The 23,047-nt window shown below is 58.2% G+C and carries 19 protein-coding genes; 14 read left to right on the top strand and 5 right to left on the bottom strand.

Translation table 11 applies throughout. The annotated features are described in order from the left end of the window. Window positions 1–5 precede the first annotated feature (5 nt). Entirely contained in the window at window positions 6–962 is a 957-nt protein-coding gene (locus tag KGP25_RS13925; RefSeq protein ID WP_048029460.1) for an AraC family transcriptional regulator, read from the bottom strand. 115 nt (window positions 963–1,077) lie between these two features. On the opposite strand from KGP25_RS13925, the gene KGP25_RS13920 reads away from it, so the two are divergent. After that, the gene (locus KGP25_RS13920; protein ID WP_032675011.1) at window positions 1,078–2,265 is read left to right on the top strand and encodes an MFS transporter; all 1,188 of its coding nucleotides are present in this window, start codon (window positions 1,078–1,080) and stop codon (window positions 2,263–2,265) included. A 40-nt stretch (window positions 2,266–2,305) separates the two neighbouring features. Here the strand turns inward: KGP25_RS13920 and gap are convergent, their stop codons facing one another. Further along, a complete protein-coding gene (gene gap, locus KGP25_RS13915; RefSeq protein WP_045908256.1) occupies window positions 2,306–3,316 on the bottom strand; it encodes a type I glyceraldehyde-3-phosphate dehydrogenase in 1,011 nt (336 codons plus the stop codon). Between the two features lie 79 nt (window positions 3,317–3,395). Beyond that, window positions 3,396–4,376, bottom strand: coding sequence for a GlxA family transcriptional regulator (locus KGP25_RS13910; RefSeq protein WP_223539148.1), 981 nt, complete (start codon window positions 4,374–4,376; stop codon window positions 3,396–3,398). 149 nt (window positions 4,377–4,525) lie between these two features. On the opposite strand from KGP25_RS13910, the gene KGP25_RS13905 reads away from it, so the two are divergent. Further along, window positions 4,526–5,497 carry a fatty acid desaturase gene (locus tag KGP25_RS13905; RefSeq protein ID WP_223539147.1) on the top strand — a complete coding sequence of 324 codons (972 nt, stop codon included), beginning with the start codon at window positions 4,526–4,528 and terminating at the stop codon, window positions 5,495–5,497. Continuing rightward, on the top strand, window positions 5,490–6,248 hold the full coding sequence (locus KGP25_RS13900) for a PhnD/SsuA/transferrin family substrate-binding protein (protein WP_223539146.1): 759 nt from the start codon (window positions 5,490–5,492) through the stop codon (window positions 6,246–6,248). The genes KGP25_RS13905 and KGP25_RS13900 overlap by 8 nt, the downstream gene beginning before the upstream one ends. On the opposite strand, the gene KGP25_RS13895 is transcribed toward KGP25_RS13900, so the two are convergent. Together KGP25_RS13895 and KGP25_RS13890 are read right to left on the bottom strand one after the other, a co-directional pair. Further along, window positions 6,227–7,123 (bottom strand): LysR family transcriptional regulator, encoded by an 897-nt coding sequence (locus tag KGP25_RS13895; RefSeq protein ID WP_048223686.1) that lies wholly within the window; start codon window positions 7,121–7,123, stop codon window positions 6,227–6,229. The genes KGP25_RS13900 and KGP25_RS13895 overlap by 22 nt on opposite strands. A 22-nt stretch (window positions 7,124–7,145) precedes the next feature. Continuing rightward, entirely contained in the window at window positions 7,146–9,434 is a 2,289-nt protein-coding gene (locus tag KGP25_RS13890; RefSeq protein WP_223539145.1) for an FdhF/YdeP family oxidoreductase, read from the bottom strand. Window positions 9,435–10,438: 1,004 nt separating this feature from the next. On the opposite strand from KGP25_RS13890, the gene KGP25_RS13885 reads away from it, so the two are divergent. The 11 genes from KGP25_RS13885 to KGP25_RS13835 all read left to right on the top strand — a co-directional run bounded on the left by KGP25_RS13885 (window position 10,439) and on the right by KGP25_RS13835 (window position 22,998). Beyond that, a complete protein-coding gene (locus tag KGP25_RS13885) occupies window positions 10,439–10,933 on the top strand; it encodes a hypothetical protein (protein ID WP_045908262.1) in 495 nt (164 codons plus the stop codon). 23 nt (window positions 10,934–10,956) lie between these two features. Beyond that, on the top strand, window positions 10,957–11,460 hold the full coding sequence (gene tssJ / locus KGP25_RS13880; RefSeq protein WP_223539144.1) for a type VI secretion system lipoprotein TssJ: 504 nt from the start codon (window positions 10,957–10,959) through the stop codon (window positions 11,458–11,460). 28 nt (window positions 11,461–11,488) lie between these two features. Further along, on the top strand, window positions 11,489–12,832 hold the full coding sequence (gene tssK / locus KGP25_RS13875; protein WP_029740099.1) for a type VI secretion system baseplate subunit TssK: 1,344 nt from the start codon (window positions 11,489–11,491) through the stop codon (window positions 12,830–12,832). 17 nt (window positions 12,833–12,849) lie between these two features. After that, window positions 12,850–14,088, top strand: coding sequence for a DotU family type VI secretion system protein (locus tag KGP25_RS13870; protein ID WP_045908263.1), 1,239 nt, complete (start codon window positions 12,850–12,852; stop codon window positions 14,086–14,088). Window positions 14,089–14,091: 3 nt separating this feature from the next. Beyond that, on the top strand, window positions 14,092–17,712 hold the full coding sequence (gene tssM, locus KGP25_RS13865; RefSeq protein ID WP_223539143.1) for a type VI secretion system membrane subunit TssM: 3,621 nt from the start codon (window positions 14,092–14,094) through the stop codon (window positions 17,710–17,712). A 16-nt stretch (window positions 17,713–17,728) separates the two neighbouring features. After that, window positions 17,729–18,445 carry a type VI secretion system-associated protein TagF gene (gene tagF, locus KGP25_RS13860; RefSeq protein WP_045908265.1) on the top strand — a complete coding sequence of 239 codons (717 nt, stop codon included), beginning with the start codon at window positions 17,729–17,731 and terminating at the stop codon, window positions 18,443–18,445. Window positions 18,446–18,456: 11 nt separating this feature from the next. Then, window positions 18,457–19,473, top strand: a complete 1,017-nt coding sequence (gene tssA / locus KGP25_RS13855; protein ID WP_223539142.1) for a type VI secretion system protein TssA — start codon at window positions 18,457–18,459, stop codon at window positions 19,471–19,473. Window positions 19,474–19,548: 75 nt separating this feature from the next. Next, on the top strand, window positions 19,549–20,073 hold the full coding sequence (gene tssB / locus KGP25_RS13850) for a type VI secretion system contractile sheath small subunit (protein ID WP_008502644.1): 525 nt from the start codon (window positions 19,549–19,551) through the stop codon (window positions 20,071–20,073). A 3-nt stretch (window positions 20,074–20,076) separates the two neighbouring features. After that, entirely contained in the window at window positions 20,077–21,576 is a 1,500-nt protein-coding gene (gene tssC, locus KGP25_RS13845; protein ID WP_021240385.1) for a type VI secretion system contractile sheath large subunit, read from the top strand. Window positions 21,577–21,897: 321 nt separating this feature from the next. Beyond that, complete coding sequence (locus KGP25_RS13840) at window positions 21,898–22,335, top strand: T6SS amidase immunity protein Tai4 family protein (RefSeq protein ID WP_223539141.1); 438 nt, start codon at window positions 21,898–21,900, stop codon at window positions 22,333–22,335. 180 nt (window positions 22,336–22,515) lie between these two features. Then, window positions 22,516–22,998 (top strand): type VI secretion system tube protein Hcp, encoded by a 483-nt coding sequence (locus KGP25_RS13835; RefSeq protein WP_008502640.1) that lies wholly within the window; start codon window positions 22,516–22,518, stop codon window positions 22,996–22,998. Window positions 22,999–23,047 lie beyond the last annotated feature (49 nt).

Below are 23,047 nucleotides of genomic sequence, written 5' to 3'. Positions count from 1 at the left end.
GCCAGTCAGGCTTCTTCCGGAGTCTGGCTGGCTTCCCGCAGCGTGCCCGGCGCATGGCCAATGATGCGCTTAAATGCCCGGCTAAAAGCCGCCAGCGATCCGTAACCCAGCCGCAGCGCGACGGTTTCGATCGGCTGGTTTTCATGACGAATATACTGAATGGCCAGCCGCATTCTCAGCTCGCTGAGATATTTTGCCGGGGTCGTTCCCGTCGCCGCGAGAAACCGTTCCGCGAAAACGGATCGGGAAGTCCCGGCTTCTTTTGCCAGATCGGCGACGCTCCAGTTCAGGCCTGGCTGCTGGTGCATAGCGTAAATGGCCCGGCTCAGGCGCGGGTCGCGTAGCACCTGCACCCAGCCGGTGGCTTTGCCACAGCCGCCTTCAACCCAGCCCCGCACAATTAACGCCGCCACCACATCGGCCAGCCGCGCAAGGATCCCGGCATACCCGGCCTGACGCGCCGCGGATTCCCGCTCCATCGCCGCCAGCAGCGGATGAATTTCCGGCCAGGTGGACATCAGCCGGCTGACCATCATCACTTCCGGCATCGCCTTGATCAGCGGCTGCATGCCGCCCAGCTCAAAATCCATGCATCCGCTAAAGATAAGGGTGTTCTCGCTCTCCGGGCAGGGCTCGCAGGTGATAGCACAGACCGAGCTGCAGATAGGCTCGCTCGGAAAGGCGTTGACAGGGGTAAGGGTGGCCTGTTCGTCAGAGAGCAGGGCATGAGAATTTCCGCCGGGAATAAAGAGGGCGTCGCCACCGCTCAGTTCGAACGTTGCACCGCTCTCCATGCGCAACAGGGCGCTACCGTGGCTCACAAAATGAAACTGCGCCCTGCCGGGAGCCTGATGAAACGCGACGCCAAATGGCGCACTGGCTTCAATCCGCCGGTATTTCACGCCTGACAGGCGCATGCCGCGTAAAAGTTCGCTGATCAAATCGGGTGACTGTACGGTCATGGCGCAACTCCGGACGAATAATCAATAAGTGGAGATTATATGTCATAGATCGTCCTGGGTGAACCTTCTATTCTTTTGCGACACTAGTCACATTTTTATAACGGGAGATCAACAGATGAGTTCATGTGTCGCGGCGAGCGAGGCGGTAGCGCCTGCAAAACCCGCCTGGCGGGCCGTCTATTCACTGGGGCTGGGGGTATTTGGTTTGATTACGGCCGAATTTCTGCCCGCCAGCTTGTTAACCCCCATGGCCGCGAGCCTGGGCGTTACCGAGGGGATGGCTGGACAAGCTGTCACCGCCACCGCGCTGGTGGCGCTGGTCACCGGATTGCTGATCACCCCGGCAACCAAGAGTATCGACCGCCGCTGGGTTCTGATGTTTTTCTCGGTGCTGCAAATTATCTCCAGCCTGCTGGTGGCCTTTGCGCCCAACCTGCACGTCCTGCTAATGGGGCGCCTGCTTCTGGGGATAGCGATCGGGGGATTCTGGGCGATGTCGACGGCCACGACGATGCGTCTGGTTCCGGCAGATAAAGTGCCGAAAGCGCTGGCGGTGATCTTCTCCAGCGTATCGATTGCCACGGTAGTCGCGGCGCCGCTGGGCAGCTATCTGGGCAGCCTGATCGGCTGGCGCAACGTCTTTGTACTCTGCATTCTGCCGAGCATGCTGGCGCTGCTGTGGCAGCTCTGGGTGCTGCCGTCCATGAAGCCGGAGAGCAGCGGTAGCCTGAGTACGCTGTTCCGCGTGCTGCGCCGTCCGGGGATGATCGGCGGCATGCTGGCAACCATCCTGATCTTCAGCGGCCATTTCGCTTTCTTTACCTACCTGCGTCCGTTCCTGGAGACGGTGGGCCAGGCGAGCGTGGAGACCATTTCACTGATCCTGCTGGGCTTTGGTATCGCCAACTTTGTGGGCACCTCCGTGGCCGGGCATCTGCTGGCACGTAATCTGCGCCTGACGCTGGCGCTGGTGCCGTTTGCGATGGGCGTTCTCGCGCTCATGATGGTCGCCTTTGGTCATCTGGCCATGCTGGACGGGCTGCTGGTTGCGCTGTGGGGCTTTGCATTTGGCTTGGTTCCGGTGGGCTGGTCCACCTGGCTTGCGACCACCGTTCCGGATGAAGCCGAAAGTGCAGGGGGGCTGCTGGTGGCCTCAATCCAGCTGGCGATAAGCGCCGGTGCGGCCGGAGGTGGGGCAGTGTTTGATCTTAATGGCGCCAGCGGCGTGTTCGCGGGCAGCGGTTTCCTGCTGGTGACGGCGATGGTGATTGTGTTTATGGGTGTGAAAGTGAAAGCGGAGTGATTTTTTGCCGGGTGAGCGTTCGCGCCACCCGGCCTCAGGCTTACAGCCCTTTCTTATCCATCAGCACCGCCAGATCCACCAGGCGGTTAGAGAAGCCCCACTCGTTGTCATACCACGCCAGGATCTTCACCATGTTTCCGCCAATGACCAGCGTGGAAAGCCCGTCGATAATTGACGATCGCGGGTCTCCCTGGTAATCGCTGGACACCAGCGGTTCATCGCTATAACCCAGGATATCTTTCAGGGGGCCGCTGGCGGCCGCGTTGCGGAACGCGTCATTCACCTCTTCGGCGGTCACGTTGCGGCTCAGCGTCACGGTTAAATCGACAATCGATACCACCGGCACCGGCACGCGCAGGGAGTACCCGGTCAGCTTGCCGTCCAGGGAGGGAATCACTTTCCCCAGCGCTTTCGCCGCGCCGCTGGAGTAGGGCACAATCGACAGCGCCGCCGCGCGTGCACCGCGCAGATCTTTTTCCGGCTGATCGTGCAGCGCCTGGCTGTTGGTGTAGGCGTGCGTCGTGTTCATCAGGCCATGCTCAATCCCGAACTGCTGGTGCAGCACCTGAGCGGCTGGTGCCAGACCGTTCGTGGTGCAACTCCCGTTGCTTACCACCGTGTGCCGGTCGGGATCGTACTGATCATGGTTGACGCCCATCACAATCGTCAGGTCGTCGTTTTTCGCGGGAGCGGAAATGATGACGCGCTTAGCGCCGCCGTGGGTGATATGCACCGCCGCTTTCTCCCGTTCAGTGAAGAAGCCGGTGGCTTCAATCACCACGTCTACCCCGGCATCACGCCACGGGATATTCGCCGGATCGCGTTCGCTAAATACGGCGATCCGCTGGCCGTCTACCTGCAGCGCGCCGTCAGCCGCTTCAACGGGCGCGGGCAGCTTGCCCAGAAGGGAATCATGTTTCAGCAGATGGGCGAGGGTTTTACTGTCTGTCAGATCGTTGATGGCCACAATCTGAAGCGCCGGGTTGCCCAGCGCCGCGCGCAGGACATTACGTCCGATACGGCCGAAACCGTTAATACCGACCTTAACCATGGTGCACTCCTTATCTTCTGTTGTCTGGAGTCACTGTAGGCGTCGGGCCGGTTGGCGTAAACGACAAAAAAGGATCAGATTACGCCATCTTGCGGCAATGAAAGCGCTGGCGGTATTCTCCGGGCGTGAGGTGAAGCTGTTTCTCAAAGATGCGGCGCAAGTTAATGCTGGTGCCAAAGCCGCTTTGCTCAGCAACGCGTTCAAGGGGATCGCGGGTCTGTTCAAGCAGTTGGCGGGCGGCGGCCAGACGCGCTTCGGTCACGTAGCGGGCAGGCGAGACCCCGGCCTCGCGGGTAAACACGCGGGTGAAGTTACGCGGGCTCATCGCCGCTTTCTCGGCCAAGTTCTCCACGCACAGATCGGCGGTGAGGTTCTGCAGGATCCAGCTTTGCACCTCGCCTATCGGCCCTGCTGTGCCGGGCTGCTGCAGGCTGTAGCGGCTGAACTGCAGCTGTCCGCCGGGACGTCGCAGATACATCACCATATCCTGCGCCACGTCGCGGGCGAGGGTAAATCCGTAGTCGTCCTCCACCAGCGCCAGGGTCAGGTCGAACCCGGAACTCACGCCGCCGGAGGTCCAGATGGGGCCGTCCTGAATGTAGAGTGGGCCGCCTTCAACCTGGATTGACGGGTACTGGGCTTGCATGGTCTCCAGCATCCGCCAGTGGGTGGTGGCGCGACGACCGTCCAGCAAGCCGGTCTGGGCCAGCAGCATCGCGCCGCCGCAGATAGAGGCGATCCGTCGGGCGTGCGGCGCAGCGAGGTGCAGCCAGTCGACTACGGCGGTGCTTTCCTGTTCGTTCATACCGCGTCCGGTGATGATAATGGTGTCCAGCGGTTCGCGCGGATCCAGCTCCGGAAGCCGATAGTCCGCCAGCAGGTTCAGACCGGACTGGCCGTGGATCACCTGGTGAGGCTGCGTGGTGGCGATGATAATCCGGTAGCGGGGCTGCGCAAGCCCTTCCGGATGCAGCCGGTTGGCCTGCATCAGAATGTCGGCGATACCGGCGGCTTCAAACAGCATGCCGCCGTCGGGAACGATAATCAGGATCTTCTTCATGTCCTGAAAAGTACCTTTAATACAGAATAAGTCAAGCGACGCGTGCGCTCTGTGTTTCTGGCAAAGCAAAGCGATTTAAGTTCTTTGTTATTTCAGGCGTTATCCCCGATCTTCAGGGCTCTGTCTCTGGCGAAACGGCGTCTGAAGGAATGAGTAAACGAAGCTCCCTCTATTTACATCCACAACAACGCAATCAAATCCACCGCCTCGCGTCGGGTTTCTTGTGGCGAAGCGAACTGCCCACCTGGCTGGTAATGTTCACGATTTATGCGGGCTGGTTTGCCACGCTGGCGTTCTGGCAAACGCTCGGCCTGCTGCCCGCCACGCTGCTGCTCATCGGGTTTACCGCCTGGTATATGTCGTTGCAGCATGAGCTGATCCACGGGCATCCCACCCGTTTTGCCTGGCTTAACCAGCTGTTCGGCACGCTCCCGCTGGCGGTCTGGTACCCGTACGGCCTGTACCGGGATTCCCATCTGGCCCACCATCGGTACGATAGCCTGACCCATCCGGTGGATGACCCGGAGTCGTACTATTTTACCGAGGCGAGCTGGGCGCGCTTTTCTCCCTGGCAGAAGCGCCTGATCCGGGCCCGAAATACCTTTGCCGGGCGGCTTCTGCTGGCGCCGCTGCTGGATATCGTCCAGACGCTGGGCAGCGGCGTGGCGGCGTTTCGTCATCTTCACCTGCGGGCGATCACGATGTGGCTGGTTCACATCACGCTGCTGGCGGCACTCTTCGCCTGGATGACATACGTCGGTTTTTCACCCGTCTGGTTTGTGCTGGCGGTCAGTTATCCGGCGCTGGCGCTGACCAAGGTACGATCGTTTTTCGAACATCGTGCGGCGGACGATCCGCTGGCGCGCTCCGTCATTAACGAGGCCGGGCTGTTCTGGCGGATACTGTTTTTGAATCTCAACTATCATTCAGTACATCATGATCTACCGGGGGTGCCGTGGTACGGACTGAAGGCGATCTACCAGCAAAACCGGGAGGCGTACCGGGAGCGAAACCGCGGTTTTCTGGTCAGGGGCTACGGTGAATGGCTGCGCCGGTTCTGGTTCAGTCCCGTCGACGTCACCGTTCACCCCGGAAAGCAACAGGGAGAAGGGTATGAGTAACCTGCTGGCGTTTCCCATGTATGCGGTGGATCGCGCCGACACGCGTGCGCTCTGGCTGGCGGTAAAGGGGCTGCTGGCCGCACGCGGTGTGCCCGTCGATGATCTCCCCGACGGGCCGGAGTCCGATCTGCTCACGCACTGGCAACAGCCCGGGCTTATCCTCAGCCAGACCTGCGGTTACCCGCTGGTCACGCAGCTTCCGGACGTGCAGGTTGTCGGCTGTTTTCACTACGCGGCCCCGGGCTGCGAAGGGATCCAGTACCGCAGCTTTCTGGTGGTGCGCGAGGAGGATCGGCATCTCACGCTGGCGGATTTTCGCGGCCGACGAGCGGTCTGTAACTCTGCGGACTCGCAGTCCGGCTACAATGCGCTGCGAAAAAAAGTAGCGCCTCTGGCGGCGGACGGTCCGTTTTTCGCGCAAACGTCCTTTAGCGGCAGCCATCGCCAGTCGCTGAAGGATGTCAAACGCGGAGCAGGGGATATCGCGGCCATCGACTGTGTCACCTGGGCACTGCTGCAGCGTCACGAACCGGAAAGTCTGACGGGGCTGGCGGTCATTGACCGTACCCCGCTGACGCCAGGGCTGCCGCTCATTACCTCGCCCCACACTTCGCCTGACACCCTGAACGCCCTTCGCGATGCGCTCCACGCGCTGGTGAGTTTGCCGGAACACCGGGCCGTTTGCGACGCGGTACTGATTGAGGGGTTTAGCGTCGTGACGCGTCAGGCCTACGCCTCATTGCTGGCGTAATAAATCTCCTGCGCGTCGGTAAAGCAGCGCAGCGCCAGCGAGGAGACCGGTTTTTGCCTGCGCATAATCAGGCCGACAGGGGCCTCAATGTTCGCATCGGCGATGGGGACAATCCTGAAATGGCTGTTCAGATCTTCCAGTCCGTTGTTCAGCGGCATCACGGCGCAGCATACGCCGCTTTGCACCGCCTGAATGATCTGGAACGTGGAGTCGCTCTCGAAAACGGACCTCGGTTCAATGCCAGCAGACTGAAAGCTGGCCTCCATATGCGCCCGGTAATGCATCCCTTTGGTCAGAAACCCCAGCGGAAAATCCGTCAGGTCGCGCCAGGTCAATTTCTCCTGGCCGAGCTGGAAATGGCGGACGTCGTGCAGCAGGCCCATCTTCGTTTTGGGAAGCTGGATAATATCGAACTGGCTGGTGTCGATGCTGTTGAGATAGCAAATCCCCAGCTCAAGCTGATTGCGGCTGACGCCGTCGGCAATCTGCGCGGAGGACATGGAATAGAGGCTATAGGTCAGCTCCGGGTATTTTTGCGTCAGCAGGCGAATAAAGATCATCGGATCCACACTCGCCAGCGGCACCATCCCCAGACGGAGTTCCCCCACCACCTGGCCTTTGCACAGCGCGGCTTCCGCCTGTAGCCCGTCATGCGCGGCCAGCAGCGCGCGGGCCCATGCGAGGATGCGTTCACCCTCCGGCGTAAACCCTTCAAAGCGCTGCCCGCGCACAATCAGCACCAGCCCCAGTTCCTCTTCCAGGCTGCGGATGCGCATGGAGAGGGTCGGCTGGGTGATGTTGCACTGCGAGGCCGCCTTGCCAAAATGGCGGGTCTCGTCGAGCGCGATTAAATATTTTAACTGTTTAATATCCATCTTTTTCTCTGCGCGAACAGCCTTACAGCATGCGGATCTCTTTTGAGCGCAGGGTGATGCGAACCGGAACGGATTTATACGACGGCGTACCGCTGTCCTTATCCAGATAATCAAGCGGTACCAGCACGTTGGCCTCCGGATAATAGGCCCCGACGGTCCCCGGCGCGATGTTGTACGCCACCACGGTAATATCTTCCAGACGCTGTCCGTTGCCGGGCAGGGCGGTTTCGATATCCACGCGGTCGCCGTGTTCCAGCCCTGACTGCGCCATATCGTCTTCGTTCATAAACAGCACGTCGCGACGGCCAAACACGCCACGGTAGCGGTCATCCAGCGCGTAAATGGTGGTGTTGTACTGGTCGTGGCTGCGCAGCGTGATCAGGCGCAGAACGTGCTCTCCTTCACCGCTGGCGTTCTCATGTACGCCGTCGAAGACCGAGAACATCGCTTTTCCCGTCGCCGTTGGCCAGAGACGTTGCGTTGGCGGCAGCGGCATACGGAAGCCGCCGGGAACGCGGATCCGCGCGTTGTAGTTCTCAAAGCCCGGAATGGTCTGCTCGATCAGATCGCGGATCCGGTCGTAATCCTCAACCAGCGTCAGCCAGTCCACGCGGGTATCCGGCAGGGTGGCTTTTGCCATGCCCGCGACGATAGCGGGTTCTGACCGAAGCAACGGCGAGGCGGGTTTTAGCTTGCCGGATGAGGCGTGCACCATCGACATCGAGTCTTCGACGGTAATGGACTGGCGGCCGGTGGCCTGAATATCCAGCTCGGTACGGCCAAGACACGGGAAAATAAAGGTCTCTTTGCCCACCAGCAAATGGGTACGGTTCAACTTGGTCCCGACGTGAACGCTCAAATCGAGGGAGCCCATGGCCGGAAAGCCGCGTTCATGATCGGGCATCGCTACCGCAAAATTACCGCCGAGGCAAATGAGCGCTTTTGCGCGGCCGTCGATCATCGCCTGCGTGGCCTGCACCGCGTCATGGCCGTGGTGAGACGGTGGCTCAAAGCCGAATACATCCTTCAGACTGTTCAGGAAGGCCGGCGTGGGTTTCTCGCTAATCCCGACGGTACGGTTCCCCTGCACGTTTGAGTGACCGCGCAGCGGGCATATTCCCGCGCCGGGCTTGCCGATATTCCCGCGCATCAGCAGCACGTCAGCGATCAGGCGGACGTTGGCCGTCCCTTTATTGTGCTGGGTAATGCCCATCCCGTAGGTAATGATGGTGGCATTCGATTTCGCATAGGCCTCAGCCACCTGTTTGAGTGCCGCCTGGCTCAGACCCGACTCGCGCTCAATGTCGTTCCAGCGGGTTTGCGCGATATCGTCGGCAAAGTCCTCAAAGCCCTGGGTGTGTTCGGCAATAAACGTGCGATCGAGCACGTCCCCGCGTTCGGCCTCCATTTCCAGCAGGTGTTTGGCAATCCCTTTCAGCGCGGCGGCATCGCCTCCGGCCTTCACCTGGAAATAGGTCGAGGCGATATCCGTGGAGCTGTAGGTCGCCATTTCAATCACGCTCTGCGGATCCGCAAAACGTTCCAGGGCGCGCTCGCGCAGCGGGTTAAAGACGATAATCGGCACGTTGCGGCGGGCCAGCTCGTGGAGGGTCCCCATCATGCGCGGATGGTTAGTGCCGGGGTTATGGCCGATGGAGATCACCAGTTCAGTCTTATCAAAGTCATCCAGCGAGACGGTCCCTTTCCCAATCCCGATCGAACGGGGCAAACCGACGCTGGTGGCCTCGTGACACATATTCGAGCAGTCGGGGAAGTTGTTGGTGCCGTATTCGCGAGCAAACAGCTGGAACAGATAAGCTGCTTCGTTAGAGGCGCGTCCGGAGGTATAGAACTCGACCTGGTCCGGCTCGAGCCCGCGCAATACTTCGCCGATGCGTTGAAACGCCGCGTCCCAGTCGACGGGGCGGAAGGTGTCGCTCGCCCGATCATAGCGCAGGGGGTGCGTGAGTCGACCGTAGCCTTCCAGCTCAAAGTCCGATTTTGCCAGCAGCGAGGAGACGCTGTTTTCGGCCAGAAACGCGGGGGTGACGCGTTTGCTGGTTGCTTCCCAGGTCACCGCTTTGGCGCCGTTCTCGCAGAACTGGAACGTCGATTTGTGTTCTTTATCAGGCCACGCGCAGCCCGGGCAGTCGAAGCCGTCAGGTTGGTTGGTGCGGAGCAGCGTCGCGGGGGCGTCAAGGGTATCCATTTGGGTGCGTACCGCAATGGCCGTTGCTTTCAATGCGCCCCAGCCGCCAGCAGGGCCGTCATAGTGTCTGATGCCTGGCACCGAGCGTCTTTTCTTGTTCATACCCACTCCTGATTTGTTCGATCACACAACGCCTGAGCTCAAAAAATCACTGACGAGAGCAATAGGTGAAAGCAATGACGACCGAATGGCAACGCACATACGGAACGGAAAAGTGCCTTAACGCAAACTCTTTTTATTACAGTAATTTATCTGGTCTGGTGTTTAAATATTTAAAGAAATTATAACGAATTTTTATCATTTTAATAATAAATCTTATCTATCGTCCGGTAGGCGAGATAGATGGCGGTGAGCAGGAAAGTATGTAGCGCCAGTAAAACTTCGAATGAAGCTGATGCGCTGGAGATATCGCCGCGATTCGCGGCTGGTGGGCTGCTGGAGGCATTTTTCAATTGAGAGAATGGCAGGAAGGTTTACTCACGCTTAATGAATAATAGATATAAGGTACACCTGACAGTGGAATTATTACGGCCGAAAATATACGCTTTTTTTGCGGCATGAAATTAACATCTTGCTGCATAAGTGAAATATTCTCACCCAGGCGATGAAGCGTCTTCAATATTAAAGATACCCTGTTAGTGCAACAAATAATTCATCAGAGATATATTCCTTTGACATCAAAAAAACGCGAATTCTACTAATTATGGTAGTGGCGATAATAGCGTGATTGCGTTAATGAAAGTGGTTCTCCTTTGTGTTTTTTAATAGATAAAACATAAAGTTATGTAGTTTTGTGGTGAAGAAATAAGAAAGGGTGGGCCATATCGTTTTTTATCATAGGATTAATCCTATAATTTTCCGACTGCTTCATTTACCAACAGTTGCGCGGCGGTAAATATTGAATTGATACGAAGCTCATGTAAACTTGTTTACCGTTTGTCAAAATATGTCAGGAAGACACTGGGCCTTATTCTGAAAGGCTCGTGCGGTAGCTATGCCCTTAAAGTAGTAACGCCCCGAAAATATCCTGGCTATTTTAACAATAGCACTTAAGTCAAACTTCATCCCCTTATCTCCATCATCGAAATATCGCTACGGAAAAGCATATGAAAATGCGCGTACTGTTTTCACTTCTGTTTGTAATGGCGGTGGCGGGCTGTAAAGCACCGCAGAAACCTGTGATCAACGACGATACGATCGAGACCAGCCAGGTCAACGGCGTCACCTTAACCCACCGTCACGCTGTGACGGCGCCGACGGAGTTCAACCCGGTTAACGAGCCGTATCGTGCCATGTATCCGGCCTCCCTGATGAGCCGTCCTGACTTTGGCGGTAAAGTTATCCGCACTCTCGAGACCGGAAAAACGTACGTGGTGCTGGGGCAGGTTGAACACTACTGGATGGCGCTTGCCGATGAAGGTAACGAACAGCTGATTGGTTACGTTCCGATGCGCGCCGTTATCAAGGCCGATCAGTATGAAGCCACCGTGCGTAAACAGGCTATTCGTCCAAAGGTGCGTAAAAAAGCGACCTGTGTTGATGTCGACGGTAACAGCAAAGCCTGCAAAGACAGCGCTAACGGTACCTGGATCCTGAACTAAACGGCTTTCATGAGCGCATTTTTATGAATAATAAAAATTTTCATAAGCTGTGGTTACCCTTTTACGCGATGATTTTCGCGCTGGTCAGTGGTTGTACGTCGTCTTCACACAGCGACCCCTCCCGCTACAATCTGCAGTTTCAGGCTCATCCACAAATCAATGAATCTGCGCCGCTTAAGGTCCGGGTACTGTTGCTGAAATCCGATGCGGATTTCATGTCCAGCGACTTCTACTCCCTGCAGAACAACGCGTCAGCTACGCTTGGCGCGAATCTGCTGAACAGCGATGTGTTCTTCCTGATGCCGGGACTGCTGTCAAAAACCCTCAGCGGGCAAAGCTCGCCGGAGGCTCGCTACATCGGCGTGATGGCGGAGTATCAGGTGCTGGATGGCAAAAAATGGCGCGTTTCACTCCCTCTGCCCGTGCCTGGCGAAAATCATATCTACCAGTTCTGGAAATGGTCCGCAGATGAACTTCAGGCCAACGTTTTTCTCGACGTGAACGGCATTCGGGTCATCAGCCAGTAACGCGCTTCAAAACAGGAAACACATCATCATGACGAAAGCAGAAAAGGTCGTCTGGACCGAAGGCATGTTCCTGCGTCCACACCATTTTCAGCGGACTGAAAGCTATCTGCTCAACCATGTTCGTGAATGGGGCGCGCTGCAGCGATCGTATCTCTGGGGCTTTCTCGACGTTGAACTGGATGAAGCGATGCTTCGTCAGGGATGCATAGCCCTGAGCTACTGCAGTGGGCTGCTGCCGGACGGCACCTTTTTCCAGGTCCGTAACGGGCGCAACGGTCCTGTACCGTTGAAAATTCCTGACAATCTCACCAACGAAAAAGTGGTGCTCGCACTGCCGGTTCGTCGTGGTGAGAGAGAAGAGGTGATTTTCAGCGAAGAGCCGGCCTCGCTGGCGCGCTTTATCGCGTTTGAGCAAGAGGTGGAAGACGATAACGCCATGTCGGTGGGGGATGCCACCGTTCAGTTTGGCCGCCTGCGTCTGACCCTGATGCTCGAAAAAGACCTCACGGCAGAGTGGACCGCCATCGGCGTGGCGTTTGTGACCGAGAAGCGTAACGACAACCACGTGCGGCTCGACAACAGCTACATCCCGCCGATGCTGAATGCCAATAACAGCCCGCAGATCTACAGCATGATCAACGATCTGCACGGCTTGCTGGTGCAGCGCAGCCAGCAAATTGGCGGCCGTTTGCGCCAGCCCGGCCGCTTTAACACCTCTGAACTGATCGAGTTCACGCTGCTGTCGCTGGTTAACCGTCACCTTGGCGAGGTGTCTCATTTAAAAACCCTTCCGCTGCTGCACCCGGAAACGCTCTGGCGCAGCTGGCTGCCGTTCGCGACCGAACTTGCCACCTGGACATCGCAGCGGACCGCTGAAAGCGTGCTGCCGATTTACGATCATGACGATCTGGCAAACTGCTTCAGCAAGCTGATGCTGATGCTGCGTCAGGGGCTGTCGCTGGTGATGGAAGACCACGCGATCCAGCTGCCGCTTAACGAACGCTCTCACGGCCTCAACATCGCCACGGTGCCTGAAACCAGCATGGTGCGTGAGTTCGGCTTCGTGCTGGCGGTCAAAGCCAATGTGCCGGGCGAACACCTGCAAACCCATTTCCCGGCGCAGATGAAGGTCGCACCGGTGTCGAAAATCCGCGATCTGGTTCAGCTTCAGCTGCCGGGCATTATGCTGCGCGCCATGCCGGTCGCACCGCCGCAGATCCCGTGGCATGCCGGCTACAGCTACTTCGAGCTCGAGAAGGGCAGCGAGCTGTGGCACGAGATGGATAAGTCCGGCGCATTCGCCCTGCACCTTGCAGGGGAGTTCCCGGGGCTGGATATGGAGTTTTGGGCCATCCGTAGCCCGACAGAATAATAAAGCGAGCGCTTAATATGCAGGAACGACAGGATACCGGCAGCGATGCCGCGTTCACCGGGGCTAGTAGCAACAATCAGCTGGTGGCGGCCGCCAATCCGCTGCTCAATGCGATTCCGCAGATCCGTCATTCGGTATCGCATGACGATCAGGTGGCGCTACGCCAGCGCCTGATCGATGAAATTCGCCGTTTCGAAGTCCGTTGCCAGCAGGCGGGGCTGCCCTACGAAGTGATCGTCGGGGCACGCTACTGCCTGTGTACGGCACTCGATGAGGCTGCCGCGCTCACCCCCTGGGGCAGCAGCGGGGTCTGGTCAAGCAATGGCCTGCTGGTGACGTTCCATAACGAAACCTGGGGCGGCGAGAAGTTCTTCCAGCTGCTGGCGCGCCTGTCGCAAAACCCGCGCGAGCACATTCTGCTGCTGGAGATGATTAACTACTGTCTGCTGCTCGGTTTCGAAGGGCGCTATCGGGTGCTGGACAATGGCCGCACCCAGCTTGAGACCATCAAGCAGAGGCTGTGGCAGATGATCCGCGGCGTGCGCGGCAGCTATCCGCCGCCGCTTTCTCCCCATCCGGAAGATCGTCCGGTGCTGCGCAAGCTCTGGCGGCCCATGGTCCCCCTGTGGGCCTGTGTGGCGCTGGCCGGGTTTATTGCCTGCCTGTTTTATATCGTGCTTAACTGGCGTCTTGGCGACAGCACCAACCCTGTGCTGGCGAAGATTTACCAGTCACAGCTGCCGGAAACCACTATTCAGCAGCCGGCGCGTCAGCTTCCGGCGGTGCTGAACCTGCGCGGCTTCCTGAAACCGGAAATCGAGGCTGGCCTCGTTGCGGTGAAAGACGAAGCGGATCGCAGCGTGGTTATCCTGAAAGGCGACGGGCTGTTTGCCTCTGCCTCGACCGTCGTGCGTGACCGCTATGAACCGGTCATCCACCGCATCGCGCAGGCGATGAATAACGTGAGCGGCAAAATTCTGGTGGTGGGCTACAGCGACAACGTGCCGATCCGCAGCGCGCGCTTTGCCTCTAACTATGAACTCTCTCTGGAACGCGCTCGCTCGGTACAGAAAATGCTGCAGGGAAGCCTCTCTCAGCCTGGCCGCGTGAAAGCGGAAGGGCGGGGCGAGATTAACCCGGTAGCGCCGAACACGACGCCTGAAAACCGCGCCCGTAACCGCCGTGTGGAAATTACTCTGCTGGTGTCGCCTGAAAATACCCAGGCCGAGCTGAACGGATTGCCGCAAGGAAACTAAGGAATGCTGACGACTCTTCTTTCCATACTGACTAACCGCATTCTGTGGAGCTTCCTCGGCGTCACGGCGCTGGCGGCGGTGATCTGGATGATTGGACCGCTGCTGTCCATCGTGGACACCCGACCGCTTGAATCGGAACAGAACCGCATCATCAGTATCGCCGTGGTCTATCTGCTCTGGGCGCAGGGCCATATTCTGCCGCGCCTGTACAACGCCTGGCTGAACCGTAAGCTGATGGACAAGCTCAAAGAGAATACCGCCAGCCCGGAAGCGGCGGATCCGCAGAAGCGACTGAACAGCGAGGAGCAGATCCTCGCCAGCCGTTTTGATGAAGCTGCGCAGGTGCTGAAAAAAGCGCACTTCAGCAAGGCGGGACAGGGCGCCCAGTGGACGCAGCGCTTCAGCACGCAGTACCTCTATCAGCTGCCGTGGTACGTCATTATCGGCGCGCCGGGATCCGGTAAAACCACTGCGCTGGTCAACTCCGGGCTGCAGTTCCCGCTGGCCGACCGTTTCGGTAAGACCGCCCTGCGGGGTATTGGCGGCACGCGTAATTGCGACTGGTGGTTCACCAACGAGGCCGTGCTGCTGGATACCGCGGGTCGCTATACCACCCAGGAGAGCGAGCAGGTGCAGGACGCCGGGGAATGGCTGCAGTTTATGGGGTTACTGCGTAAGTATCGCCGCCGCCAGCCGATCAACGGCGTGATCGTCACCATCAGCATTTCTGACCTGCTCACCCAGTCAGCCGAGGCGTCCCGCCAGCAGGCGGTGAATCTGCGTCAGCGTCTGTCCGAGCTGCATGAACAGCTGGGTATCCGCTTCCCGGTCTACGTGATGGTGACCAAGGCCGACCTGCTTAAAGGCTTCCGCGCCTGGTTTGCCGACTACGACAAAGCGCAGCGCGACCAGATCTGGGGCTTTACGCTGCCGTGGGAACAAACTAAACACGCCGATTATGACCTGATGGGCAACTTCCAGCAGGAGTTTTCGCTGCTGCAGCAGCGCCTCGACGCCGGGCTGCCGGAAACCATGCTCAAAGAGCATGACGCGAAAACCCGCGCAGAAGCGTATCTCTTCCCGCAGGAGTTCGCCGCGCTGCGTCCGCTGCTGGCGGATTACCTGAGCACCGTTTTCGCCCGCTCCAACTTCGAAACCGAATTCTCCCCGCGCGGGATCTACTTCGCCAGCGGGACGCAGGAAGGCATGCCGTTCGACCGCGTGATGGGCGAACTGAACCGCGCGCTGTCGCTGCCGGAAGGGGCAGAGAGCGATAACTGGGATTCGGTCAGCAAAGAAGCGCCAATCCCGGGCGCAAAAGGCCAGAGTTTCTTCATCAAGAACCTGCTGCAAAACGTTATCTTCCAGGAAGCCGGGATCGCCGGGGAAAACCGCTGGTGGGAGCTGCGCAACCGGGCGGTGATCTGGTCAGGCTATGCGGCGCTGCTGGCTCTGCTCGCGATCCTGGGCGGGCTGTGGCTCACCAGCTATGCCAAAAACAAGGCCTATCTGGAAGAAGTGGATGCGAAGGTTCCGCTGCTCGACCAGCAGAGCAAAGCCCTACAGAACCAGACTCAGCGTGACCTGTTCGAATTGCTGCCACTGCTGAATAGCCTGGTGGATCTGCCGAAAAGCGACGCCTTTGATGTGAACGATCCGCCGATCTCCCGCCGCATGGGGCTTTATCGCGGGGATGACGTCAGCAACGCCTCCCAGTCCCTGTACCAGAAAGCGCTGGATCAGATGCTGCTCCCTGCCGTCGCCATGCACATCACCACCTGGCTGCGCAACGACAACGGCAGCGATGTGGAATACAGCTATGAAGCGCTGAAAGCCTATCAGATGCTGTATCAGCCGAAACACTATGACGGCAAATTCCTGCATTCATGGGTGATGCTCAACCTGCAGCGTAACCTGCCGCAGAACGTCACGAAGGCGCAGCTGCAGCAGCTTGAATGGCATCTGACGCAGCTGCTGGAACCGAAAATTCAGGCCTCGCCGTACGCGCAGGACGAATCCCTGGTCGCACGCGAAAGAGCGATGATTAACCAGCAGCCGCTTTCCACGCGCGTCTATGGCCGCCTCAAGCGCCTGCTGGAACATGATGACAACCTGAAGCCGGTTTCCCTTTCCGACCTCGGCGGACCGCAGAGCGAGCTGGTGTTTTCGCGCAAAAGCGGCAAGCCGGTGAGCGAGGGCGTACCGGGTCTCTATACGCCGGACGGCTACTGGAAAAGCTTTAACGGCCAGATTGACAGCGTCACTACGGCGCTGCACGAGGACGACGCCTGGGTGCTGGGGGCCGCCACGGCGCAGGAAGATAAACAGCAGATCGATAACGCCGTGCGCCAGCTCTATATGCGCGACTTTATCGCCAACTGGGATCGCTTCCTCGCCGACATCCAGCTCAATAACAGCGCCGACCTTTCCCAGCGCATCAACACCGCGCGCCTGCTCTCCGGCGCCAACTCGCCGCTGCGCCGTCTGGTGCAGAACCTGAGCCAGGTCCTGACGCTATCACGCAATGCGCCAGCGCCGGAAGATGCGGGTAAAGCGCAGGATCAAAGCAACCGCGCCACCCGTACGCTGGAAGCCCTGTTCAGCAACAACGACGCTGCACCGACGCAGGCCGCGGTGGTCACGCAGGCACCGGAACAGCTGGTGACCGACCACTATGCGCCGATGATTGAGCTGGCGCAGCCGCTGGAGAAGGGCGGGAAGACCATCGTGTTTGATGATTTTCTCAAGCAGGTGGATGAACTCTATCGCTACCTGACCGCCGTGCAGGATGCGGCCAACAGCGGCATGCCTGCGCCGGGCGGGGAGGCGATCAGCCGTCTGCAGGCCAGCGCCGGTCGTCTGCCAGGCGGGCTGCAAACCATGTTCAGCAACATGGCGGTAGGCGCCAGCAGCGACACCCAGCGCCGTGACCTGGAAAACGTACGTAAGCGAATTAACGTCGAAGTGGGCGGATTTTGCCGCCAGGCAATTGCCGGTCGCTACCCGCTGGTGCGCAGCGCCAGCACCGAGGTGACGCCGGACGATCTCGCGCGCATGTTTGCGCCGGGAACCGGGCTGATGGACGCCTTCTTCCGCGACAATCTGACCAACAAGGTGGATACCACGCAGGCCAACTGGCGCTTTATGCCGGGCATTGACGGGAAAACGCTGCCGGGAAGTGAAGGGCTGCTGAGACCGTTCCAGCAGGCCCAGTCGATTCGCGACGCCTTCTTTGCTAACGGCGCAACCACGCCGTCTTTCAAGGTGACGGTTCGCACCGTGCGAATGGATAACACCATTCTGAACCTGACCCTGGACGTTGACGGTCAGCTGCTGCGCTACAGCCACGGCCCGCAGGCCGTGCAGATCATGAACTGGCCGGGGCCGGGTGGCACCAACCAGGTCCGTATGCAGCTGGGGCTGGCGAACGGCAGTACGGCGACGCTGGTCACCAACGACGCCTGGGCGCTGAACCGCTTTTTCGATAAAGCGAGCACCAGCCCGGGCACGGGTAGCCTGAGCCGTCAGGCCACCTTCAACGTCGACGGACATCAGGTCACGCTGGAGTTTGCGCCGAACAGCATTCGTAACCCGTTCCAGCTTCCTCGTTTCTCATGCCCATAACCGCAAGGACAGCCGTATGACGAATACCCCTGCGATGAACCGCTACAGCTGGTATGGCAAGTTACCCAGCGCCGGAGATTTTTTGCAGCGTCGCTTTCCTGACACCTTACAGCGCCAGTGGTCGCACTGGTTCCAGGTCGGTCTGCTGGCCTGGCAGCAGGAAGAGCAGCGCAGCGGCGAGCGCCCGTTTCAGAAAGCGCCAGTCTGGAATTTTGTGGTACCGCCCATGCTGGGCAGCCAGATGATCCAGATGGGCTGTCTGCTGCCCGGCCGCGACAGCGTTGGCCGACAATACCCGGTTTGCCTTCAGCTGAGCTTCGCGCCGTCCGAATGGTCGACCAGCCTGCTCAGCCAGGCCGAAAGCTGGTATCAGCAGATTGGGCGCCTGGGGCTGCACGCGGTGCGCAACAGTTTTTCCGCCTCACAGCTGGATGAGATGTTGATGACCATTCCGGCGCCGCAGCCGGTCGAGCCGCAAAAGCGCTCCGACATCCTGGATGTGATTGGCTATGACGAGGATGGTCAGAGCACGCTGGGCTGGCCGCAGGCGGCAGAGTGTTTTGATCCGCTGCGTCAGACCAGCTACTGGTGGACCAACCGCTGCGATGGTTACCCGCTGTACACCCACGTTCACAGCGGTAACTTCACCGGGCAGCTTTTCACCCTGCTGTTCGATCCGGCAGGGGGGGCCCGTCCGGGCCGTCACGGTCTCTATCCGCCTATGTTTGAATAAGCAGGGATCACATGAATATCGAAGAATTTCTCGCGCCGATAAGCGACGACAAGCCCTGCGGCGAAAACCTGGAGTACGACGCTGACTTCCAGGCGATGAACCAGGCAAGCCTCGGAAAAGCGGAACAGCAGTTTGGCGACACCATTATCCCGGCGGAGCCTGCTGACTGGAACACGGTCGAAAAATACGCCACCAGCCTGCTGACCCGCACCAAAGATCTTCGCGTCCTGCTGGCGTTAACCCATGCCTGGACCCGCCGTCGCGGGCTGGCGGGCTACGCGGACGGATTGCTGCTGGTGCAGGAGGCGATCGCCCGTTACTGGGAGCCGCTCTATCCGCTGCTGGAAGAGTATGGCGAAACCGATCCGTTCTACCGCATTAACGCCCTGGCAGGGCTGAGCGATAAGTCTGACCTCACCGTCGCCGTGCGTAACGCCTCGCTGCTGCGTTCAAACGGCGATGAAATTTCGCTTAGGGATGCCCAGGCCCTGCTGGACGGCAGTAAGACGGAGTGTCCCGACTATCCCGGCGGCCGTCCACGGCTGATTGACGAGCTGGCCCGCGGCGACCAGCCGGGAACCGCAGCGGTTATCGTCATTAACGAACGGCTGCTGGCGATTCGCGAGCTGCTCACCGGGCATCTCGGTGAAAGCGGCGTGCCCGAGATGGAGCAGTTGCTGAAAACCGTGGGGCTGGTGGCCAGCGCCTGTCAGGTGACCGACATCAGCAAGCTGCTGCCGAACCGTGAGGCGCAGGCGGACCCACAGGCGGAGCAGCCATCAGCGGCAACGCAGCCCGTTCAGCCGGTCACCGACTGGCGCAGCGTGCAGGTCACCAGCCGCGCCGATGCCCAGCTGATGCTGGAAAAAGCGAAGCAGTATTTTGCACAGTACGAACCGAGTCACCCCGCGCCGCTGATGATTGAACGGGTGCAGCGGCTGTCAGAACTTAACTTTATGGACATTATTCGCGACCTGGCGCCAGACGGCGTTAACCAACTGGAAAACATCTTTGGGCGCCGCGAATAGCGCGTCCAGGCATTATGACGTCAGGCATGGAGCCTGGCGTTTCACCTTCACCGCGCATCTTTGATGGAGAACATCATGGCAATGAGTAACAGTGGGCAGAAATTCATCGCACGTAACCGTGCCCCCCGCGTGCAGATCGAGTATGACGTAGAGATCTACGGTGCAGAACGTAAAATTCAGCTGCCGTTTGTGATGGGCGTTATGGCCGATCTGGTCGGCAAACCGGTGGAAAACCTGCCGGCCGTCGACGAGCGTAAATTCCTCGAAATTGACATCGACAACTTTGACGAACGCATGAAGGCGCTGAAGCCGCGTGTGGCGTTCCAGGTGGATAACACCCTGACGGGCGAAGGTAAGCTCAACGTGGATCTGACCTTCGACAGCATGGACGACTTCCTGCCGGACGCGGTAGCCCGCAAGGTTGAGCCGCTGAACAAGCTGCTGGAAGCGCGCACCCAGCTCTCCAACCTGCTGACCTATATGGACGGTAAAAACGGTGCGGAAGAGCTGATCGCAAAAATTCTGCAGGATCCGACGCTGCTCAAATCCCTGAGCCAGTTGCCGAAAAATGACGAAAGTGCGAAAGGTAGCGAGGAATAATCGATGAGCAACCAGACTCAACAACACGAGCAGCAGGCGGGTCAGGCGTTCAGCCAGGATGAATTCAGCGCGCTGCTGAACAAAGAGTTCCGCCCGAAAACCGACCAGGCCCGCTCCGCCGTAGAAAGCGCGGTTAAAACCCTGGCGCAGCAGGCGCTGGAAAATACCGTCACCTTCTCGAACGATACCTACCGCACCATTCAGAACCTGATTGCCGGTATCGATGAGCAACTGTCGCAGCAGGTGAACCAGATCATTCACCACGAAGAGTTTCAGAAGCTGGAGAGCGCCTGGCGCGGTCTGAGCTACCTGGTGAACAACACTGAAACCGACGAGATGCTGAAGATCCGCTTTATGAGCATCTCCAAGCAGGAGCTGGGCCGCACCCTGAAGCGCTACAAGGGCGTGGGCTGGGACCAGAGCCCGATCTTCAAGAAAATCTACGAGCAGGAGTACGGTCAGTTCGGCGGCGAGCCGTTTGGCTGCATCGTCGGCGACTACTACTTCGACCACAGCCCGCAGGACGTTGAGCTGCTGGGCGAAATGGCGCGCATCGGTTCTGCAGCGCACTGTCCGTTCATTACCGGTACCGCACCGGGCGTGATGCAGATGGAGTCCTGGCAGGAGCTGGCCAACCCGCGCGACCTGACCAAGATCTTCCAGAACACCGAATACGCCGCCTGGCGTTCACTGCGTGAATCGGAAGATGCCCGCTATCTGGGCCTGGTGATGCCGCGCTTCCTGTCGCGCCTGCCGTATGGCATTCGCACCAACCCGGTCGACAGCTTTGACTTTGAAGAGCAGACCGACGGCGCGAACCACAACAGCTACTCGTGGGCGAACGCCGCGTACGCGATGGCCGCCAACATCAACCGCTCCTTCAAAGAGTACGGCTGGTGCACCTCGATTCGCGGCGTGGAGTCCGGCGGGGCGGTGGAAAACCTGCCGTGCCACACCTTCCCGAGCGATGACGGCGGCGTGGATATGAAATGCCCGACCGAGATCGCCATCAGCGATCGTCGTGAAGCCGAGCTGGCGAAAAACGGCTTTATGCCGCTGGTTCACCGCAAAAACTCCGACTTTGCCGCCTTCATCGGCGCGCAGTCCCTGCAGAAACCGGCGGAGTACCACGATCCGGATGCGACAGCTAACGCGCGCCTGGCATCACGCCTGCCGTACCTGTTCGCCTGCTGCCGTTTTGCTCACTACCTGAAGTGCATCGTGCGCGACAAAATCGGCTCCTTCCGCGAGCGCGAAGAGATGGAACGCTGGCTGAACGACTGGGTCATGAACTACGTCGACGGTGACCCGGCGAACTCCTCTCAGGAGACCAAGTCCCGTAAACCGCTGGCAGCTGCGGAAGTGCAGGTGCAGGAGATTGAGGACAACCCAGGCTACTACGCCGCGAAGTTCTTCCTGCGTCCTCACTACCAGCTGGAAGGTCTGACCGTTTCCCTGCGTCTGGTATCTAAACTGCCGTCGCTGAAGACGAAAGACGCGTGATGATGAGTGCCGGCCCTGGAGGGCCGGCTACATTTCGGTGAATATGAGATAGCTAATGAATTTGACTATGACAGCGTTAATACGAAAATTCATCAGCTATTTAGCCATTTATACATTGCTAATAATTTCATTCATGCTGTTTGTGACGGTATCTGGCTACTATTTGTTTATCTTTGACTGGCCGGCAGATTTCCCGCGAATCGCAATGCATGCATTTCTATGCGCTGGACTTAATGCATTAGCGATAGGGATATACGTTGTCGCAGAAAAACGGAAAGAGAAAAATTAGTATTTTACGCGGACTGATGCGCTGCGGATCCTATGGCAAAGGATATTAAGGTGAAACGTTTCTGTTTTTTCCTCGTATTTATGACCTCTTATGTGTGTGCCGGAAATAACTATCCTGATTTTTATCATCAGCAAACATACCGGCAGGTTTTAAAAGATTTAGTTCTGGCGCGATGCCTTGCGCAGGTGGCAGATAAAGGCAGCCAGTTTTCTGCTGATGCGGCCCGCAGTGCAAGTGCATTCATTGAGTGGATACCTTTTGATGCCGAAAATGGCACTGATAAAGTGGATGCCCTCATCGGAAAATATAAAAATCAAATTAATGGTTTTCATTCAGAGCGAAAACCCGATGTCAAAGGTGTAACCTTAAACTGTTTACGTCTTTATCATAGCGATGAGCTGAACAAACTGGTTCCGCAGGTCATCATAGGCGATCCTGATCGTACCTGGATTCAGGATAACCCGCAGTAGTAAAAGACTTCACATTCTTTCCGTTCATTCAGGGGGAATGTAAGACTGTCAAATGACACGGGTCATTTGATGTGAGGCAGAGGTAAAATATGGACGGTTTTATTCAGCCCCATGCTTTCCTGTTTGCCATATAAGTGCTTTTTCGAAAGCAATATTGTTCATCCACGAAGAGTAGATATTATGGCTATTGATATGTTTCTGAAGGTCGAGGGTGTTACGGGCGAATCTAAAGATTCTAACCACACCGGCTGGACTGATATTACCTCCTTCTCCTGGGGCGCTTCCCAGCCAGGTAATATGAGCGTTGGCGGTGGCGGCGGTGCCGGTAAAGTTAACTTTAACGACCTGCACGTTAACGCGCTGATCGACAAATCCACCACCGCTATCCTGAAACACTGCGCAAGCGGTAAACACCTGACTAAAGTTGAGCTGTCCGTTTGTAAAGCGGGCGGCCAGCAGGTGGAATACTCCCGCATCACGCTGGAAGATGTGCTGGTGACCTCTGTTCAGTATACCGGTGCTGACAACGGCGATACCGTTGGTGTGACCTATGCATTCCAGGCTGCGAAAGTGAAACAGCAGTACTGGGAGCAGACCACGTCGGGTGGTAAGGGTGCTGAAAGCAGCGCTGGCTGGAACATCAAAGAAAACAAAGAAGCGTAATTGCGTATGTGGCCGGGGAGTTTTCCCCGGTCATTATCAACCGGGAAGG

This window comes from Enterobacter sp. JBIWA003 (assembly GCF_019968825.1).
GTDB classification, from domain to species: Bacteria; Pseudomonadota; Gammaproteobacteria; order Enterobacterales; family Enterobacteriaceae; genus Enterobacter; species Enterobacter quasiroggenkampii.
The sequence above is the reverse complement of the archived record's forward strand: the minus strand, read 5'-3'. Positions and strand labels throughout refer to the sequence as shown.

What these genes read in the sequence shown, in the direction of transcription:
- KGP25_RS13925 (WP_048029460.1), bottom strand. Translation starts at nt 962, where the DNA reads ATGACCGTACAGTCACCCGATTTGATCAGCGAACTTTTACGCGGCATG.
- KGP25_RS13920 (WP_032675011.1), top strand. Translation starts at nt 1,078, where the DNA reads ATGAGTTCATGTGTCGCGGCGAGCGAGGCGGTAGCGCCTGCAAAACCC.
- gap (WP_045908256.1), bottom strand. Translation starts at nt 3,316, where the DNA reads ATGGTTAAGGTCGGTATTAACGGTTTCGGCCGTATCGGACGTAATGTC.
- KGP25_RS13910 (WP_223539148.1), bottom strand. Translation starts at nt 4,376, where the DNA reads ATGAAGAAGATCCTGATTATCGTTCCCGACGGCGGCATGCTGTTTGAA.
- KGP25_RS13905 (WP_223539147.1), top strand. Translation starts at nt 4,526, where the DNA reads ATGAGTAAACGAAGCTCCCTCTATTTACATCCACAACAACGCAATCAA.
- KGP25_RS13900 (WP_223539146.1), top strand. Translation starts at nt 5,490, where the DNA reads ATGAGTAACCTGCTGGCGTTTCCCATGTATGCGGTGGATCGCGCCGAC.
- KGP25_RS13895 (WP_048223686.1), bottom strand. Translation starts at nt 7,123, where the DNA reads ATGGATATTAAACAGTTAAAATATTTAATCGCGCTCGACGAGACCCGC.
- KGP25_RS13890 (WP_223539145.1), bottom strand. Translation starts at nt 9,434, where the DNA reads ATGAACAAGAAAAGACGCTCGGTGCCAGGCATCAGACACTATGACGGC.
- KGP25_RS13885 (WP_045908262.1), top strand. Translation starts at nt 10,439, where the DNA reads ATGAAAATGCGCGTACTGTTTTCACTTCTGTTTGTAATGGCGGTGGCG.
- tssJ (WP_223539144.1), top strand. Translation starts at nt 10,957, where the DNA reads ATGAATAATAAAAATTTTCATAAGCTGTGGTTACCCTTTTACGCGATG.
- tssK (WP_029740099.1), top strand. Translation starts at nt 11,489, where the DNA reads ATGACGAAAGCAGAAAAGGTCGTCTGGACCGAAGGCATGTTCCTGCGT.
- KGP25_RS13870 (WP_045908263.1), top strand. Translation starts at nt 12,850, where the DNA reads ATGCAGGAACGACAGGATACCGGCAGCGATGCCGCGTTCACCGGGGCT.
- tssM (WP_223539143.1), top strand. Translation starts at nt 14,092, where the DNA reads ATGCTGACGACTCTTCTTTCCATACTGACTAACCGCATTCTGTGGAGC.
- tagF (WP_045908265.1), top strand. Translation starts at nt 17,729, where the DNA reads ATGACGAATACCCCTGCGATGAACCGCTACAGCTGGTATGGCAAGTTA.
- tssA (WP_223539142.1), top strand. Translation starts at nt 18,457, where the DNA reads ATGAATATCGAAGAATTTCTCGCGCCGATAAGCGACGACAAGCCCTGC.
- tssB (WP_008502644.1), top strand. Translation starts at nt 19,549, where the DNA reads ATGGCAATGAGTAACAGTGGGCAGAAATTCATCGCACGTAACCGTGCC.
- tssC (WP_021240385.1), top strand. Translation starts at nt 20,077, where the DNA reads ATGAGCAACCAGACTCAACAACACGAGCAGCAGGCGGGTCAGGCGTTC.
- KGP25_RS13840 (WP_223539141.1), top strand. Translation starts at nt 21,898, where the DNA reads ATGGCAAAGGATATTAAGGTGAAACGTTTCTGTTTTTTCCTCGTATTT.
- KGP25_RS13835 (WP_008502640.1), top strand. Translation starts at nt 22,516, where the DNA reads ATGGCTATTGATATGTTTCTGAAGGTCGAGGGTGTTACGGGCGAATCT.